At 73.8% G+C, this 14,301-nt stretch carries 13 protein-coding genes; 1 reads left to right on the plus strand and 12 read right to left on the minus strand.

Annotated features, from left to right (window positions below):
- Positions 1 to 6: 6 nt before the first annotated feature.
- A complete protein-coding gene (locus OG823_RS00860; protein ID WP_371476560.1) occupies positions 7 to 2,616 on the plus strand; it encodes a family 78 glycoside hydrolase catalytic domain in 2,610 nt (869 codons plus the stop codon).
- 73 nt (positions 2,617 to 2,689) lie between these two features.
- Here OG823_RS00860 and OG823_RS00865 read toward each other — a convergent pair whose 3' ends face one another.
- From OG823_RS00865 to OG823_RS00920, 12 genes are all read right to left on the minus strand, one after another.
- The gene (locus OG823_RS00865; RefSeq protein ID WP_371476561.1) at positions 2,690 to 3,889 is read right to left on the minus strand and encodes a 4-hydroxybenzoate 3-monooxygenase; all 1,200 of its coding nucleotides are present in this window, start codon (positions 3,887 to 3,889) and stop codon (positions 2,690 to 2,692) included.
- The gene (gene pcaD / locus OG823_RS00870; RefSeq protein ID WP_371476563.1) at positions 3,889 to 5,019 is read right to left on the minus strand and encodes a 3-oxoadipate enol-lactonase; all 1,131 of its coding nucleotides are present in this window, start codon (positions 5,017 to 5,019) and stop codon (positions 3,889 to 3,891) included. Before pcaD ends, OG823_RS00865 begins: the two co-directional genes overlap by 1 nt.
- Positions 5,016 to 6,383: a 3-carboxy-cis,cis-muconate cycloisomerase gene (gene pcaB, locus OG823_RS00875; protein WP_371476565.1), complete on the minus strand. Its 1,368-nt coding sequence runs from the start codon at positions 6,381 to 6,383 to the stop codon at positions 5,016 to 5,018. The genes pcaD and pcaB overlap by 4 nt, the downstream gene beginning before the upstream one ends.
- Positions 6,370 to 6,927 (minus strand): protocatechuate 3,4-dioxygenase subunit alpha, encoded by a 558-nt coding sequence (gene pcaG / locus OG823_RS00880; RefSeq protein ID WP_371476567.1) that lies wholly within the window; start codon positions 6,925 to 6,927, stop codon positions 6,370 to 6,372. The genes pcaB and pcaG overlap by 14 nt, the downstream gene beginning before the upstream one ends.
- Positions 6,927 to 7,709, minus strand: coding sequence for a protocatechuate 3,4-dioxygenase subunit beta (gene pcaH, locus OG823_RS00885; protein ID WP_371476569.1), 783 nt, complete (start codon positions 7,707 to 7,709; stop codon positions 6,927 to 6,929). The genes pcaG and pcaH overlap by 1 nt, the downstream gene beginning before the upstream one ends.
- 39 nt (positions 7,710 to 7,748) lie before the next feature.
- Positions 7,749 to 8,393: a CoA transferase subunit B gene (locus tag OG823_RS00890; protein ID WP_371476570.1), complete on the minus strand. Its 645-nt coding sequence runs from the start codon at positions 8,391 to 8,393 to the stop codon at positions 7,749 to 7,751.
- A complete protein-coding gene (locus OG823_RS00895; RefSeq protein ID WP_371476572.1) occupies positions 8,393 to 9,178 on the minus strand; it encodes a CoA transferase subunit A in 786 nt (261 codons plus the stop codon). The genes OG823_RS00890 and OG823_RS00895 overlap by 1 nt, the downstream gene beginning before the upstream one ends.
- A 109-nt stretch (positions 9,179 to 9,287) precedes the next feature.
- Complete coding sequence (locus OG823_RS00900) at positions 9,288 to 10,031, minus strand: SDR family NAD(P)-dependent oxidoreductase (RefSeq protein WP_371476574.1); 744 nt, start codon at positions 10,029 to 10,031, stop codon at positions 9,288 to 9,290.
- Positions 10,032 to 10,052: 21 nt separating this feature from the next.
- Positions 10,053 to 11,015, minus strand: coding sequence for a fumarylacetoacetate hydrolase family protein (locus OG823_RS00905; protein ID WP_371476575.1), 963 nt, complete (start codon positions 11,013 to 11,015; stop codon positions 10,053 to 10,055).
- A gap of 87 nt (positions 11,016 to 11,102) precedes the next feature.
- Positions 11,103 to 12,038: a VOC family protein gene (locus OG823_RS00910; RefSeq protein ID WP_371476577.1), complete on the minus strand. Its 936-nt coding sequence runs from the start codon at positions 12,036 to 12,038 to the stop codon at positions 11,103 to 11,105.
- 11 nt (positions 12,039 to 12,049) lie between these two features.
- On the minus strand, positions 12,050 to 13,054 hold the full coding sequence (locus OG823_RS00915) for an amidohydrolase family protein (protein WP_371476578.1): 1,005 nt from the start codon (positions 13,052 to 13,054) through the stop codon (positions 12,050 to 12,052).
- The gene (locus OG823_RS00920) at positions 13,051 to 14,178 is read right to left on the minus strand and encodes an FAD-dependent oxidoreductase (RefSeq protein ID WP_371476579.1); all 1,128 of its coding nucleotides are present in this window, start codon (positions 14,176 to 14,178) and stop codon (positions 13,051 to 13,053) included. The genes OG823_RS00915 and OG823_RS00920 overlap by 4 nt, the downstream gene beginning before the upstream one ends.
- Positions 14,179 to 14,301 lie beyond the last annotated feature (123 nt).

Here is a 14,301-nt window from a genome sequence, read left to right on the forward strand (position 1 = left end):
GCCCCGGTGTCGTTCGAACAGCTGCCTGACGGCCTCGGCACGGGCGTCCCCGCGCCCCGGCTCTCCTGGGTACTGCCCGTCGGCGCCCCGGCCCAGGACGCGTACGAGATCGAGACCGTCCGCGCCGGCCGTGTCCACCGCACCGGCCGCACCTCCGGGGCCGACCAGGTCCTGGTGCCCTGGCCCGGCGATCCGCTGACCTCGCGGGAACAGGCCACCGTACGGGTCCGGGTGTGGGCTCCGAAGGAGGAGCGGCCCAGCTCGTGGAGCGAGCCGAGCAGTGTCGAGGCCGGCCTCTTGGACGCCGCCGACTGGGTCGCGGTGCCCGTCGGCGGCGCGTGGACGGAGGACCCGGACTCCGACCGGCGCCCCGCCCGCGTCCGCAAGGACTTCGCCCTCACCGCGCCCGTCGAGCGGGCCCGCGTGCACATCACCGCGCACGGCCTGTACGAGGCCGAGATCAACGGCCGGCGCGTCGGTGACGACATCCTCGCCCCCGGCTGGACCGTCTACCCGCAGCGGCTGCGCTACCGCACCTACGACGTCACCGACCACCTCCGGCCGGGCACCAACACCATCGGCGCGTGGCTCGGCGACGGCTGGTACCGCGGCCGCTTCGGCTTCGACGGCGGCACCCGCAACATCTACGGCGGCGACCTCTCGCTCGTCGCCCAGCTGGAGATCACCCACACCGACGGCAGCACCACCGTCGTCGCCACCGACGGCACCTGGAGCGCCGCCCGGGGCCCGATCCTCACCAGCGGCCTGTACGAGGGCGAGACCTTCGACGCCCGCCTCGACGACCCGCACTGGTCGACCCCCGAACGCACCGACTCCGAGCCCTGGACGGCCGTCTCCGTCGGCGCTCGCGACCCGCACACCCTCGTCGCGCCGCAGGGCCCGGCGGTGCGCTGCACTCAGGAGATCACCCCGGCCACCGTCACCCGCACGGCGGACGGACGGCATCTCCTGGACTTCGGCCAGAACCTCGTCGGCCGGCTGCGCGTCACCGCCGACGGGCCGCCCGGCACCCGGATCACCCTGCGCCACGCCGAGGTCCTGCAGGACGGCGAGCTGGCGACCGGCCCCCTGCGAGAGGCCCACGCCACCGACGTGCTCGTGCTGGCCGGCGACGGCCCCCGTACCTGGGAGCCCCGTTTCACCCTGCACGGCTTCCGCCACGCCGAGATCACCGGCTGGCCCGGGGAGCTCGCCGACGGCGCCGTCACCGCGCGGGTCTACCACACCGACATGCGCCGCACGGGCTGGTTCGAATGCAGCGACCCGCTGGTCAACCGCCTGCACGAGAACGTGGTGTGGAGCATGCGCGGCAACTTCGTCGACATACCCACCGACTGCCCCCAGCGCGACGAACGCCTCGGCTGGACCGGCGACATCCAGGTCTTCGCCCCCACCGCGAGCTACCTCTACGACTGCGCCGGCATGCTCGACTCCTGGCTCACCGACGTCGGCATCGAACAGCTCCCCGACGGCACCGTGCCCTGGTACGTCCCCGTCATCCCCGGCAACGACGTCTGGACCCCGATCCGGCCCGGTGCGGCCTGGGGCGACGTCGCCGCCCTCACCCCCTGGGTGCTGTACCAGCGCTTCGGCGACCTCGACCTGCTCCGCCGTCACTACCCCACCGGAAGGGCCTGGGTCGACCTCGTCGAGCGGCTCGCCGGCCCGACCCGGCTCTGGGACACCGGGTTCCAGCTCGGCGACTGGCTCGACCCCGCCGCACCGCCCGAGGACCCGGCAGCCGGCCGCACCGACCGCCACCTCGTCGCCACCGCCCACTTCGCCCGCTCCGCCCGCCACCTGGCCCGGTCCGCGCGGGAACTCGGCAACGACGACGACGCACGGCACTACGGCGCACTCGCGGACGACGTCGCCGCCGCGTTCCGCGACCGGTACGTCCTGCCCTCCGGCCGGATGACGAGCGACAGCCCCACCGCCTACTGCCTCGCCATCGCCTTCGACCTGCTCGACGACCCCGCCGCACGCACCCGCGCCGGCGACCGGCTCGCCGCCCTCGTCCTGCGCGACGACGCCCGCATCGCCACCGGCTTCGTCGGCACCCCGCTCATCTGCGACGCACTCACCGAGACCGGCCACCTCGACGTCGCGTACCGGCTGCTCACCCAGACCGAGTGCCCCTCCTGGCTCTACACCGTCACCCAGGGAGCCACCACCGTCTGGGAGCGCTGGGACAGCCTGCGCCCCGACGGCACCCTCAACCCCGGCGGCATGACCTCCTTCAACCACTACGCTCTCGGCGCCGTCGCCGACTGGCTGCACCGCACCGTCGGCGGCATCGCCCCCGCCGCCCCGGGCTACCGCGCCCTCACCTACCGGCCCCGCCCCGGCGGCGGCATCACCTGGGCCGACACCCGCCACGAAACCCCCTACGGCACGGCGGCTTTGTCCTGGAAGGTCACCGCGGACGGCATGAACGCCCGGATCACCGTGCCGGCGGGGTGCCTCGGCACGGTCGACCTCCCCGGCCGCGCGCCCTTCACCCTCGGGCCGGGCGAGCACGTGGTCGACAGTGCGGAACCCCGGAGTGCTGCGGGGCCGGTCGCCCTCGCGGCCATGGCACACCCCCGCCCGTAGCGCAGACGTGCGGGTGCCCCGGCGTCGTCGACGGCGGGGCACCGGTACGCACTGGCCGGACCTCCGGACGATGTCAGCACGAAGGAGAGTTCACGGGGAGTCCGACGGGCAGACCGACGTAGTTGTGGGCGAGTTCGGCGGCGGCGTGCGAGGAGGTCGCGATCCGGTCCAACTGCGAGAGCTGGAGACGGCGTTCGAATGGACCGTGACCCGGGTCGGTGTGCAGGGTCGTGGTCATGAACCAGGAGAAGTGCTCGGCCCGCCACACCCGCTTCAGGCAGGTGTCGGAGTAGGCGTCGAGCAGCTCGGTCGAGCCCGTGGCGTACCGAGCGGTCAGCGCGTGGGCCAGCACCAGGACGTCGGCGGCGGCGAGGTTGAGCCCCTTCGCGCCGGTCGGCGGCACGATGTGCGCGGCGTCGCCCGCGAGGAACACCCTTCCCCACCGCATCGGTTCGGTGACGTGACTTCGCATCGGCAGCACGGACCTGGCGGTGATCGGGCCGCGGTGGAGCGGGCGCGAGCCGTCCGCGGCGAGCCGGGCGTCGAGTTCGTCCCAGATCCGCCCGTCCGGCCAGTCGGCGAGGGCGGCGCCGTTCGGCACCTGGAGGTAGAGCCGGCTGACGACGGGCGAGCGCATGCTGGCCAGGGCGAAGCCGCGGTCGGAGTGGGCGTAGACCAGTTCATCGCCGGGCGGCGGCGCGTCCGCGAGCACCCCGAGCCACGCGTAGGGGTAGGTGCGTTCGTACGTGCGCCGCGCGGCCTCCGGTACGGCCTGCTTGGCGACGCCGTGGAACCCGTCGCAGCCCGCGACGTAGTCGCAGCTCAGGACCTGCTCCCGGCCGCCGTGCGAGTAGCGGATCACCGGGCGGCCGGTATCGGCTCCCTCGACGCCCGTCACCTCGGCCTCGAACAGCAGTGGTCCGCCCTCGCGCAGTTGCAGGGCGACGAGGTCCTTCACCACCTCGGTCTGGGCGTAGACCATGACGCTGCGCCCACCGGTGAGCCCGGGGAAGTCCAGGCGGTAGGCCCGGCCGTCGAAGCGCAGCTCGATGCCGTGGTGGACGAGGCCCTCCCGGTCCATCCGCTCACCGGCGCCGGCGGCGCGCAGCGCGTCGACGGTGGTCTGTTCCAGGATGCCGGCGCGCTGGCGCTGCTCGACGTAGGCACGGTCGCGGCTCTCCAGGACGACGCTGTCGATGCCTGCGACGTGGAGCAGACGGGCGAGGAGGAGACCGGCCGGGCCGCCGCCGATGATGCCGACAGTGGTGTGCATCAGGTGTCCTTGCGGTCGTTGAGGATGCGGTCGGCAACGGCGAAGGCGGCGTTGGCGGCGGGCACACCGCAGTACACGGCGGTCTGGAGCAGCACCTCCCCGATCTCCTCGGGGGTGAGTCCGTTGCGCCGTGCGGCGCGGACGTGCAGGGCGAGTTCCTCCTGGTGGCCGCCCGCGACGAGGGCGGTGAGGGTGATGCAGCTGCGGGTCCGGCGGTCGAGCCCCGGGCGGGTCCAGATCTCGCCCCAGGCGTATCGGGTGATGAAGTCCTGGAAGGGCGCGGTGAACGCGGTGGTGCGGGCGGTGGCGCGGTCGACGTGCTCGTCGCCGAGGACGGCCCGGCGCACCCGCTCCCCCGCTCCGGACGACGGGGGCCCGAGGTGGGCGAGGAGGGCGGCGAGGACGGCCTGCGGCCTCTCGACACCGGCGAGGTGGGCCGCACCGGGGATCTCCAGCAAGGTCGCGCCGGGGATGTGGTCGGCGAGTTCGCGGGCGTGTACGGGCGGGGTGGCGGGGTCGTCGCGGCCCGCGACGACGAGGACGGGGGCATCGATGCGATGCAGACCGGCGCGCAGGTCGAGGGCGGCCAGGACGTCGCAGCAGGCGGCGTAGCCGGCCGGGTCGGCGCCGCGGTGGTCGGCGACCAGAGTACGGGCGGCCGGGGTGTCCTGGAAGCCTGCGGTGAACCACCGGCCGGCGGCGGAGTCCGCGACGGGGCCGGCGCCGTGGTCGCGGACCGTGCGGGCGCGCTCCCGCCAGGCCTCGGGGTTGCCGAAGCGGGCCGAGGAGCAGATGAGCGCTAGGGAGGAGAGGCGTTCCGGGTGGTGGACGGCCAGGTGGGTGCCGATCGCCCCACCGAGGGAGATCCCGGCGTAGGCGAAGCGGTCGATGCCGAGGTGGTCGGCGAGGTCGAGGACGAGACGGGCGAGGTCGGCGACCCCGGCGCCGGCCGGGAGCAGGGCGGCGGGCGAACCGCCGTGGCCGGGCAGGTCGAAGCGGACGACGCGGTGGTGGCGGGCCAGTTCGGGCACCTGCGGGTCCCAGACGGCGAGCGAGGTGCCCAGGGAGGGTCCCAGAAGCAGGGCGGCGGCGTTGTCGGGGCCGTCGGTGCGGTGGTGGAGGAGGGTCACAGGTGTTCCTTGAGGGCGCGGTCGACCAGGACTGCGGCGGCGCCCAGGTAGTTGGCCGGGTCGGTCAGTTCGCGCAGCCGGCTCTCGGACAGCAGCCCCGCCACGGAGGGTTCGCCGTCGAGTGCCTCGTCGAGGTCGAGGGCTTCCTCGACGGCCCGGGCGGCGGCCCGGGCGAGGGCCTGCCGGGCCTCGGTGCGGCCGATGATCGGGGCGAGGGCCACGGCCAGGTGCTCGCTGACGATCAGCCCTCCGGTGTGGTGGAGGTTGTCGGCCATACGGTGCGGGTGGACCTGGAGGCCGGCCACGAGTTCGGCCGCCGCCCGGGCGGCCGCGCCGACCAGGCGCAGTGACTCCCTCAGCGGCTGCCACTCGGCGTGCCACGCGCCGGCCGGGCGTTCGTCCTCGGCGGCCACCGCTGCGAACAGGACGGCGGCCAGGGCGGGTACCTGGCGTGCGGCGGCGGCCATCAGGGTGGCCCGGACCGGGTTGGCCTTGTGCGGCATCGCGGAGGAACCGCCGCCGTCCCCTTCGGAGAGTTCGCCGATCTCGGTGCGGGAGAGGATCAGCACGTCCGCTGCGATCTTGCCGAGGGCGCCGGCGGTGAAGGCCAGGACTCCGGCGAGGTCGGCGACCGGGGTACGCAGGGTGTGCCAGGGCAGCAGCGGCTCGGCCAGGCCGGTGCGACTGGCGTACGCCGCGAGCAGGCGCAGGGCGACACCGGGATCGCGGGGTGTGCCGGCGGCCTCGGCCTGCGCCTGGAAGGCCGCCAGCGTGCCTGCGGCGCCGCCGAGTTGAGCGGGAAGCGTGGCGCGGACGACGGTCAGACGGCGATGGGCGGCGAGGACGAGGCTGCGCCAGCCGGCCGCCTTCAGGCCGAAAGTGGTGGGCACGGCGTGCTGGGTCAGGGTGCGGCCCGGCATCGGGGTGTCGCGGTGACGCTCCGCGAGCCGGGCCAGCTCGGCGGCGGTGCGCTCGAGATCGGTCAGGGTCAGGTCGAGGGCCTCGGCGGCGACCAGCATCAGGGCCGTGTCGAGGACGTCCTGGCTGGTGGCGCCGCAGTGCACATGGGCGCCCCCGCCGAGGCGGGCGGCCAGGTCCGCGACCAGCGGGACGACCGGGTTGCCGCTCGCACGGGCCCGCAGCGCGATGCTGCCCAGGTCGAGGTCGCCGGCGGCGGCGAGCAGGGCGTCGGCGGCCCCCGCGGGGGCGAGGCCCACGTCGCTCTGGGCTCTGACAAGGGCGACCTCGGCACGCACCATCGCGCCGAGGAGGGCCGCGTCTCCGGTGGCCACGGCCACGGCGGTGCCGGCCGTGAGAGGGGTGAGCAGCCCGATGTCGCCGGGGCAGGGATCAGTGGAAGGCAAGGAAGGTCGTCTCCTTCTCCCCCTGGAGTCGGATGTCGAAGCGGTGCAGGGCCGGCTGTTCGAGCCGGGTGTGCAGGCCGGCCCGCTGTTCCGGCGCGAGGGAGGCCAGCAGCCGGTCGACGCCCGACAGGGGATGGCCGGTGAGGTAGGCGCGGGTGTTCAGGTGGTGGAGCAGTCCGCGGGCGAAGACGCAGACCGCGAGGTAGGGGGCGCCGCCGGGCGGCAGGGTGCGCAGCGTCCAGTGGCCGTCGGCGTCGGTGGCGACGCGGGCGAAACCGGTGAAGTCGGTGCCGTTACGGCCGGCGAAGCCGCCGGTGACTGGGTCGCGGCGCATCGATCCGGGCCGGCCGCGGCGGTCGCCGTCCGGGGCGGGCTGCCAGAACTCCAGCAGGGCGTCGGGCACGGGCGCGCCCGCGCCGTCGAGGACATGGCCGTGCAGGGTGACCGCGTCGGGGTGACCGGGCGGGGCGAGGTCGCCACCGCCGGGAAAGGGCAGGGCGTAACCGTAGAAGGGGCCGACGGTCTGCGAGGGGGTGGGGAGCATCAGCGGCCTTCCTCGGTCCAGGTGGCGGCGGGGCCGTCGAGGACGACGTCCCAGCGGTAGCCGAGCGACCACTCGGGGGTGGAGAGGTCGTGGTCGTAGGCGGCGACCAGGCGGGCCCGGGCGTCCGGGTCGGTGACGGACTGCAGGATCGGGTCGTAGGGGAAGAGCGGGTCGCCGGGGAAGTACATCTGGGTGACCAGGCGCTGGGTGAGGGCGGTGCCGAACAGCGAGAAGTGGATGTGCGCGGGCCGCCAGGCACCGGTGTGGTTGCGCCACGGGTAGGCGCCGGGCTTGATCGTGGTGAAGGCGTAGCTGCCGTCGTCACCGGTGAGGCAGCGGCCGGCGCCGGTGAAGTTCGGGTCGAGCGGGGCGGGGTGCTGGTCGCGCCGGTGGGCGTAGCGGCCGGCGGCGTTGGCCTGCCAGATCTCGACGAGCTGGCCCCGCACGGGCCGCCCGTCGCGGTCCAGGACGCGGCCGGTGACGGTGATGCGTTCGCCGAGCGGTTCGCCGTGGTGGTGGCGGGTGAGGTCGGCGTCGAGGTCGGTGACGTCGGTGGTGCCGAAGGCCGGGCCCGACAGTTCGACGGCTTCGGGGTCGTCGACGGTGACCGGCAGCCGGTGGGGGTGGCGCAGAGCGGCGCTGCGGTACGGGACGTAGCCGCGATCGGGATGGTGCCGCGGCTCGCCCGTGCGGGTGCGGGCACGGGACTGCTGCGCGATCTCGTCGGAGATCTCCTGCTGGGTGGGGAGCACGGGCTCACCTTTCGGGGACGGGCATGACATCCCGGTACCGGCTCCGGTCCAGGGCGGCTGCCTGCGGGGTCAGCCGGTCGGTACGGGGACGTGCAGAGGTGCGGCGGTGGCGGAGACGACGTCCTCGGCGGTGACGCCGGGTGCGGTCTCGACCAGGGTGAGGCCGTCGGCGGTGACGTCGAGGACTGCGAGGTCGGTGATGACGCGGTGGACGCAGGCCCGGCCGGTCAGGGGGAGGGTGCACGCGTCGAGGATCTTGGGGGTGCCGTCCTTGGCGGTGTGCTCGGTCAGGACGATCACGCGGCGGGCGCCGTGGACGAGGTCCATCGCGCCGCCCATGCCCTTGACCATCCTGCCGGGGATCATCCAGTTGGCGAGGTCGCCGGTGGCGGAGACCTGCATGGCGCCCAGGACCGCGGTGTCGATGTGGCCGCCGCGGATCATGCCGAAGGACAGGGCGGAGTCGAAGAAGGCGGCGCCGGGCAGGGTGGTGACGGTCTCCTTGCCGGCGTTGATCAGGTCGGGGTCGACCTCGTCCTCGGTCGGGTAGGGGCCGGTGCCGAGGATGCCGTTCTCGGAGTGGAGGACGACGTGCACGCCGGCGGGCAGGTGGTTGGGGATCAGGGTCGGCAGGCCGATGCCCAGGTTGACGTAGCTGCCGGGGGTGAGTTCGCGGGCGGCACGGGCCGCCATCTGATCGCGGGTCCAGGCCATCAGGCGTGCACCGTCCTTCGTGCCGGGGGCGCGGAGATGGTGCGCCGTTCGATGTTCTTGTCGGTGGCCTGGGCGGGGGTGAGTTCGATGACGCGCTGAACGAACACGCCGGGCAGGTGGATCTCGTCGGGGTCGAGCACGCCGGGCTCGACGAGTTCCTCGACCTCGGCGATGGTGATCCGGCCGGCCATCGCGGCGAGCGGATTGAAGTTACGGGCCGCCTTGCGGAAGACGAGGTTGCCGTGCCGGTCGCCGCGCGCCGCGCGGACGAGGGCGTAGTCGCAGGTGATGCCGTGCTCCAGCACGTACGGGCGGCCGTCGAAGGTGCGGACCTCCTTGGCGGGCGAGGCGAGGGCCACGCCTCCTCCGCCGGCGACGTAACGCCAGGGCAGGCCGCCGTCGGCGACCTGGGTGCCGACGCCGGCGGGGGTGAAGAACGCGGGGATGCCGCAGCCTCCGGCTCGCAGCCGCTCCGCCAGGGTGCCCTGCGGGGTGAGTTCGACCTCCAGCTCGCCGCCGAGGTACTGGCGGGCGAACTCCTTGTTCTCGCCCACGTAGGAGGCGGTGACCCTGACGATCCGTCCGGCGGCGAGCAGGACGCCGAGCCCCGCGCCGTCGACACCGCAGTTGTTCGACACCACGCTCAGGCCGCTCGCGCCCCGCGCGAAGAGCGACTCGATGAGCGTGGCGGGGATGCCGCTGAGGCCGAAGCCGCCGACGGCCAGGGAGGCGCCGTCGGGGATGTCGGCGACGGCCTCAGCCGCACTCGGACTCACTTTGTCCATGGGATTTGCTTCCTCTCAGGAGGCAGGACCGGGCAGTGACGTGGGGCGGCAGCCGGGACGGGACGAGGCCGGCGTCGACCGGCGCCGACCATGACGCCGGAGAAGCGGCTCACGGCGTGCCGTCCGGGTCGCGCAGCGCGTCGGAGATCGACTTCGCGCCGCCGTGGGCGGTGTAACCCCCGTCGACGGGGATCTCGGCGCCGGTGATGAAGGAGGCGTCGTCGGAGAGGAGGAAGACCACCAGCGGGCTGATCTCGTCCACGGTGCCGGTGCGGCCGAGCGGGGTCTCGCTCAGGTTGGCCTCCCGGAAGGCCGGGGGCGCCGAGGCGGTCATCTCGGTCTCGATGAAGCCGGGGTGGATGGTGTTGACGCGGATGCCGCGCGGTCCGAGTTCCAGGCAGGCGGTCTTGGCGAGGCCGCGCAGCGCCCACTTGCTCGCCGTGTAGGCCACCGGGTAGTGCCCGGTGAGGGCGGCCGAGGAGCCCACGTTGACGATGGCGGAGCCCGGCGGCATCAGCGGGGTCAGGTGCTGGATGCCGAGCAGGGGGCCGGTGACGTTGACGGCGTGGACGCGGGCGAAGTCCTCGGCGGTGACCTCGCCGAGGCGGGCGCGCCAGGTGATGCCGGCGTTGTTGACCAGGCCGTGGACGGCCCCGTGGGTCTCGCGCAGCTCGGCGGCGAGCCCGGCCCACGCCGTGGCGTCGGTGACGTCGAGCGGGCGGCAACCGGCGGCGGCCTGTACGTCGGTGGCGATGACGACCGCGCCCTCCTGCGCCAGGGCGGCGGCCTGCGCCGCACCCTGGCCGCGGGCCGCTCCGGTGACGACGACGACCTTGCCTTGCAGGCGGTCCATGGGGATTCCTTGCCTCGTGGGTCAGGGGCGGGTGCGCGGGCGCGGCCGGGCGGGGTGGATCCGCACCGGCTCGGTCCCGTCGACGACGGTATTGGAGACGGTGCCGATGCCCTCGACGGTGAGGGTGACGGTGTCGCCGGGCCCCAGCGGCGCCGGGTCCTGGCGACCGGTGCGCCCCCAGAGTTCGGCGAGGCAGCCGCCGTTGCCGCAGGTGCCGGAGCCGAGGACGTCGCCGGGTCGTACGGTGGTGCCGCGTGAGGCGTAGGCGACGAGATCCTCGAAGGGCCAGCCCATGTTGGAGAGCAGGTCGCGGCCGACGACCTCGCCGTTGACCTCGGCGGTCAGCGCCAGGCGCAGGAATCCGTCGGCGTCGCGGCGGGGTTCCAGTTCGTCGGCCGTGACGAGGTACGGGCCCAGGGTGGTGGCGGTGTCCTTGCCCTTGCAGGGCCCGAGGCCGACCCGCATCTCACGGGACTGCAGATCGCGCGCCGACCAGTCGTTGAAGATCGTGTAGCCGATGATGTGCTCGCGGGCCTGTTCCGGGGTCAGGTCGCTGCCCCGGAGCCCGATGACGGCCGCCACCTCCAGCTCGAAGTCGAGCACGGACGAGCCCGGCGGCATCGGGACGTCGTCGTGGGCGCCGATGACGGCGTACGGGTTGCCGAAGTAGAAGGTCGGCGCCTCGTACCAGGCCTCGGGCACGCCCTCGGCGCCGCTGACACTGCGGCGTACCCCCTCGACGTGCTCCTCGAAGGCGACGAAGTCACGGACGGTGGGCGGCTGGAGGGGCGGCAGCAGTCGCACCTCGGCGACCTGCGGGCCGGGCTCGGCGGCCAGCGCCGTCCGGCCGGCGGCGTGCAGGGCTTGCCTGCCGGCCCGGACGAGGTCGAGCAGGTCGGCCCCGACGGGCAGCGGGTGCAGACGGGTGCCGGACACGACGGCGCAGCGGCGGTGCCCGTGATGCTCGTAGGTGGCGAAGCGCATGGTTCTCCTCCGATGGCCGGGGGTGTGGCGGGCGGCGTCAGGGCGGGACTCGCCCGCCGCACCCCCGGGGTCCTTGGACGGACTGGATCAGACGGGCGGGGCGGTGAAGCAGCCGCGGTCCACGTCGTTGAACGACTCCTTGGCGACGATCTCGCTCATCGCGTTGGCGGTGCCCCACTGGTCCGTGACCTCGGGCTGTGAGAAGTCGTAGACGTGCGGGTGCCAGGCGTCCTCGTCGAGCTGCTCCAGCTCGGTGGTGTACTCGACCGTGTTGCCGTGCGGGTCGAGGAAGTAGGAGAAGGTGTTGTTGCCGGCGAGGTGGCGGCCTGGGCCCCAGATCTTCCGCACGCCGGCGCGCAGCACCCGGCCGGTGCCGTACATGTACTCGTCCACACCGCGCAGTTCGAAGGAGATGTGGTGCAGTGAGGTGTGCGGACCCTTGGCGATGGCCATGGAGTGGTGCTGGTTGCTGATCCGCATGAAGTGCATGACCTCGCCCATGTGCGGGGAGGCGAGGGTGTCGGAGAGCGCGAAGCCGAGGTGCTGCTCGTACCAGGTGCGGGTGCGGTCCAGGTCGGGTGAGTTGACGACGACGTGGGAGAGGCGGACGGGGACGGACTCCTTCTCCTCGATGCGGCGGTGGGTGCGGGTGGCGACGTCGGCGCTGACCTCGATGGTGCGGCCGTCGACGTCGAAGAAGCGGAAGCCGTAGCCGCCGCCGGGGGTGTCGACGGCGGCGGGGCGGGTGATCAGCTGGACGCCGCCCGCGAGCAGCTGCTCGGCGAGGGTGTCGACGTCGGCGGGGGTGGCGGCTCCGTAGGAGATGAGGTCGAGGCGCTTCTCCTCGGCGCGGCGCAGGCGCACGATGTACTGCTCGGGTGAGCCTTCGGCGGCGAGGAAGGAGATGCCGCTGTCCTCGGCGACCTGGGTGAGGCCCCAGACGCCGGCGTAGAAGTCGAGCTGCTTCTCGTAGTCGGGCACGGCGAGGTCGACGTGCCGCAGGTGGGTGAGCAGGCGGGTCATGGTGGTCCTCCTCAGCCGAGGCCCAACAGGGCGACGGCGTTGCCGCCGCGGACGGCGTGGTGGTCGTGGTCGGGCAGCGCGGCGGCGGTGAGGGCGCCGAGCGGGTCCTGGTTGCCCATGTCGAACGGGAAGTCGGAGCCGAGGAGCACCCGGTCGGCGCCGGCGGCGCGGACGAGGTGGCGCAGTACGGCGGGGTCGTGGACGAGGGAGTCGAACCACAGGTCCTTGAGGTAGCTGCTGGGTTCGCGGGCGCAGCCTCGGGCGTCGGGGCGGGCGCGCCAGGAGTGGTCGGAGCGGCCGATGTGGGTGGGCAGGTAGCCGCCGCCGTGGGCGGCGATGATCTTCAGGCCGGCGTGGCGGTCGAGGACGCCGGAGAAGATCAGGTGGGAGAGGGCGACGGCGTTCTCGGTGGGCTGGCCGACGGTGTTGGAGAGGTACCAGGCGTCGAGGCGCTCGTCGAGGGTGCAGCCGAAGGGGTGAAGGAACAGAACGGCACCGGTCTCGACGGCACGGGCCCAGAGGGGTTCGAGGCGCGGGTCCGAGAGTTCGACGCCCGGGGTACCCGGGGCATGGCTGGAGATCTCGACGCCGAGCAGTCCGTGGTCGAGGGCGTCGTCGAGCGCCTCGACGGCGAGGTGCGGGTGTTGGAGGGGCACCAGGCCGAGGCCGCGCAGCCGTTCGGGGGCCTCGGCGCAGTGGTCCGCGGTGACACGGTTGGCGGTCTGCCACACCTGGCGGGCGGTCGCCTCGTCGGACCAGTAGTGGTAGTGCGAGGGCGACGGGCTGACCAGCTGGACGTCGACCCCCTGGGCGTCCATGCGCGCCAGGCGTGCGGCGACGTCGGTGAGCAGCGGGATGCGCTCGCGCACCATGGGACCGCTGACGGCCAGGGCCCTGGGCCCGTTGCGGCGGGCGTCCAGGGCCTTCGCCTCGGCCAGTCCGGGCCGGTCGGCGACGAGGGCTTCGACCTCGGGCAGCAGCAGGTGGGCGTGGACGTCGACGGTGGGCGTGGTCACGGCAGCTCCCTGAGCACGGTCATGGTGCGGCCCATCAGGCCGGGGACGTCGGCGTCGCGGACGCCGTCGATCAGCCACTGGCCGATCTGGCAGGAGTTGTCGACGACCATGCGCACGCGCGGAAGGCGACGGGCGTGGTAGTCGAGCAGCAGTTGCTCGTCGAACTCGTCCTTCGAAGTGAGGAGTTGGGCGAGTACCCAGGCGTCCTCCAGGGACATGGCGGCGCCCTGGGCGAGGGTGGGCGGGCAGGCGTGGGCGGCGTCGCCGACCAGGACGACGCGACCGCGGTGCCAGGGGCCCTCGACGAGGTGGCGGTCGAACCAGGTGTAGTTGACCTGCTTCGGGTCGGTGATGCTCGCGGCGATACCGGCCCAGTGGCCGCCGTAGCCCGCGGCGAGGCGGCGCATCTCGTCGGCGTAGGAGCCGGGGTCGATGGTGGCCCGGTCGCGCTTGGGTTCGACGAGGTAGGCGTAGACGGTGTCCGGGCCGGTGGGGCAGTAGCCGGCGATGTAGCAGGATCCGCCGTAGGCGAGGTCGGTGCGATCCACCCCGGCGGGGCGCGGCGCCGGGGTGCGCCAGATCGCCATGCCGGTGGGCTCGGGGCGCTCGGTGATGCCGATCATGGCGCGGGTGGCGGAGCTGATGCCGTCGGCGCCGACGACGAGGTCGTAGCGGCCGCCGGTGCCGTCGTCGAAGCGGACCCACACGCCGGTGTCGTCCGAGGCCAGGGACTCGACGGTGGTTCCGAGCCGGACCTTCGCGCCGGAGGCCTTCACGGCCTCGATCAGGATCCGCTGCAGCCGGGGGCGCTGCATGCCGAGGGTGGCGGGCAGGTCGTCGCCGCCGGTGCGGACGTCGCGGGCGACGTGCAGCACGGTGCCGTCGGGGGCGGTGATGCCGACCGAGCCGAAGCCGAAGCCGGCCTCGCGGACCTGGTCCCAGACGCCGATCTCGCGCAGCACGCGCAGGGCGTTGCCCTGGAGGGTGATGCCGGAGCCGGAGACGTTCCAGTCGGTCTTGGCCTCGACGAGGTCGACGTCGAGGCCGGCCTTGCGCAGGAGAACGGTGAGGCCGTTGCCTGCGGTGCCGCCGCCGATCACGAGGACGGTACGGACACTGGTCATGGTGCTCCCTGACGGGCGGGCCGCGCTTCGTCGCGCGGCGGACGGGAGGGGTGGGGGTGGTGGTGCGGGCCGGTCGGCGGACGGCTGTCCGGGTGCGTCCGCCGACCGGCCCGGTCGGTGGGA

The sequence above is a fragment of the Kitasatospora sp. NBC_00315 genome (genome assembly GCF_041435095.1).
GTDB lineage: Bacteria > Actinomycetota > Actinomycetes > Streptomycetales > Streptomycetaceae > Kitasatospora.

Coding starts and splice junctions, on each gene's coding strand:
- OG823_RS00905 (WP_371476575.1), bottom strand. CDS start 11,015: ATGCGCTTCGCCACCTACGAGCATCACGGGCACCGCCGCTGCGCCGTC.
- OG823_RS00890 (WP_371476570.1), bottom strand. CDS start 8,393: ATGGCCTGGACCCGCGATCAGATGGCGGCCCGTGCCGCCCGCGAACTC.
- OG823_RS00900 (WP_371476574.1), bottom strand. CDS start 10,031: ATGGACCGCCTGCAAGGCAAGGTCGTCGTCGTCACCGGAGCGGCCCGC.
- OG823_RS00920 (WP_371476579.1), bottom strand. CDS start 14,178: ATGACCAGTGTCCGTACCGTCCTCGTGATCGGCGGCGGCACCGCAGGC.
- OG823_RS00865 (WP_371476561.1), bottom strand. CDS start 3,889: ATGCACACCACTGTCGGCATCATCGGCGGCGGCCCGGCCGGTCTCCTC.
- pcaH (WP_371476569.1), bottom strand. CDS start 7,709: ATGTCATGCCCGTCCCCGAAAGGTGAGCCCGTGCTCCCCACCCAGCAG.
- pcaG (WP_371476567.1), bottom strand. CDS start 6,927: ATGCTCCCCACCCCCTCGCAGACCGTCGGCCCCTTCTACGGTTACGCC.
- OG823_RS00895 (WP_371476572.1), bottom strand. CDS start 9,178: ATGGACAAAGTGAGTCCGAGTGCGGCTGAGGCCGTCGCCGACATCCCC.
- OG823_RS00910 (WP_371476577.1), bottom strand. CDS start 12,038: ATGACCCGCCTGCTCACCCACCTGCGGCACGTCGACCTCGCCGTGCCC.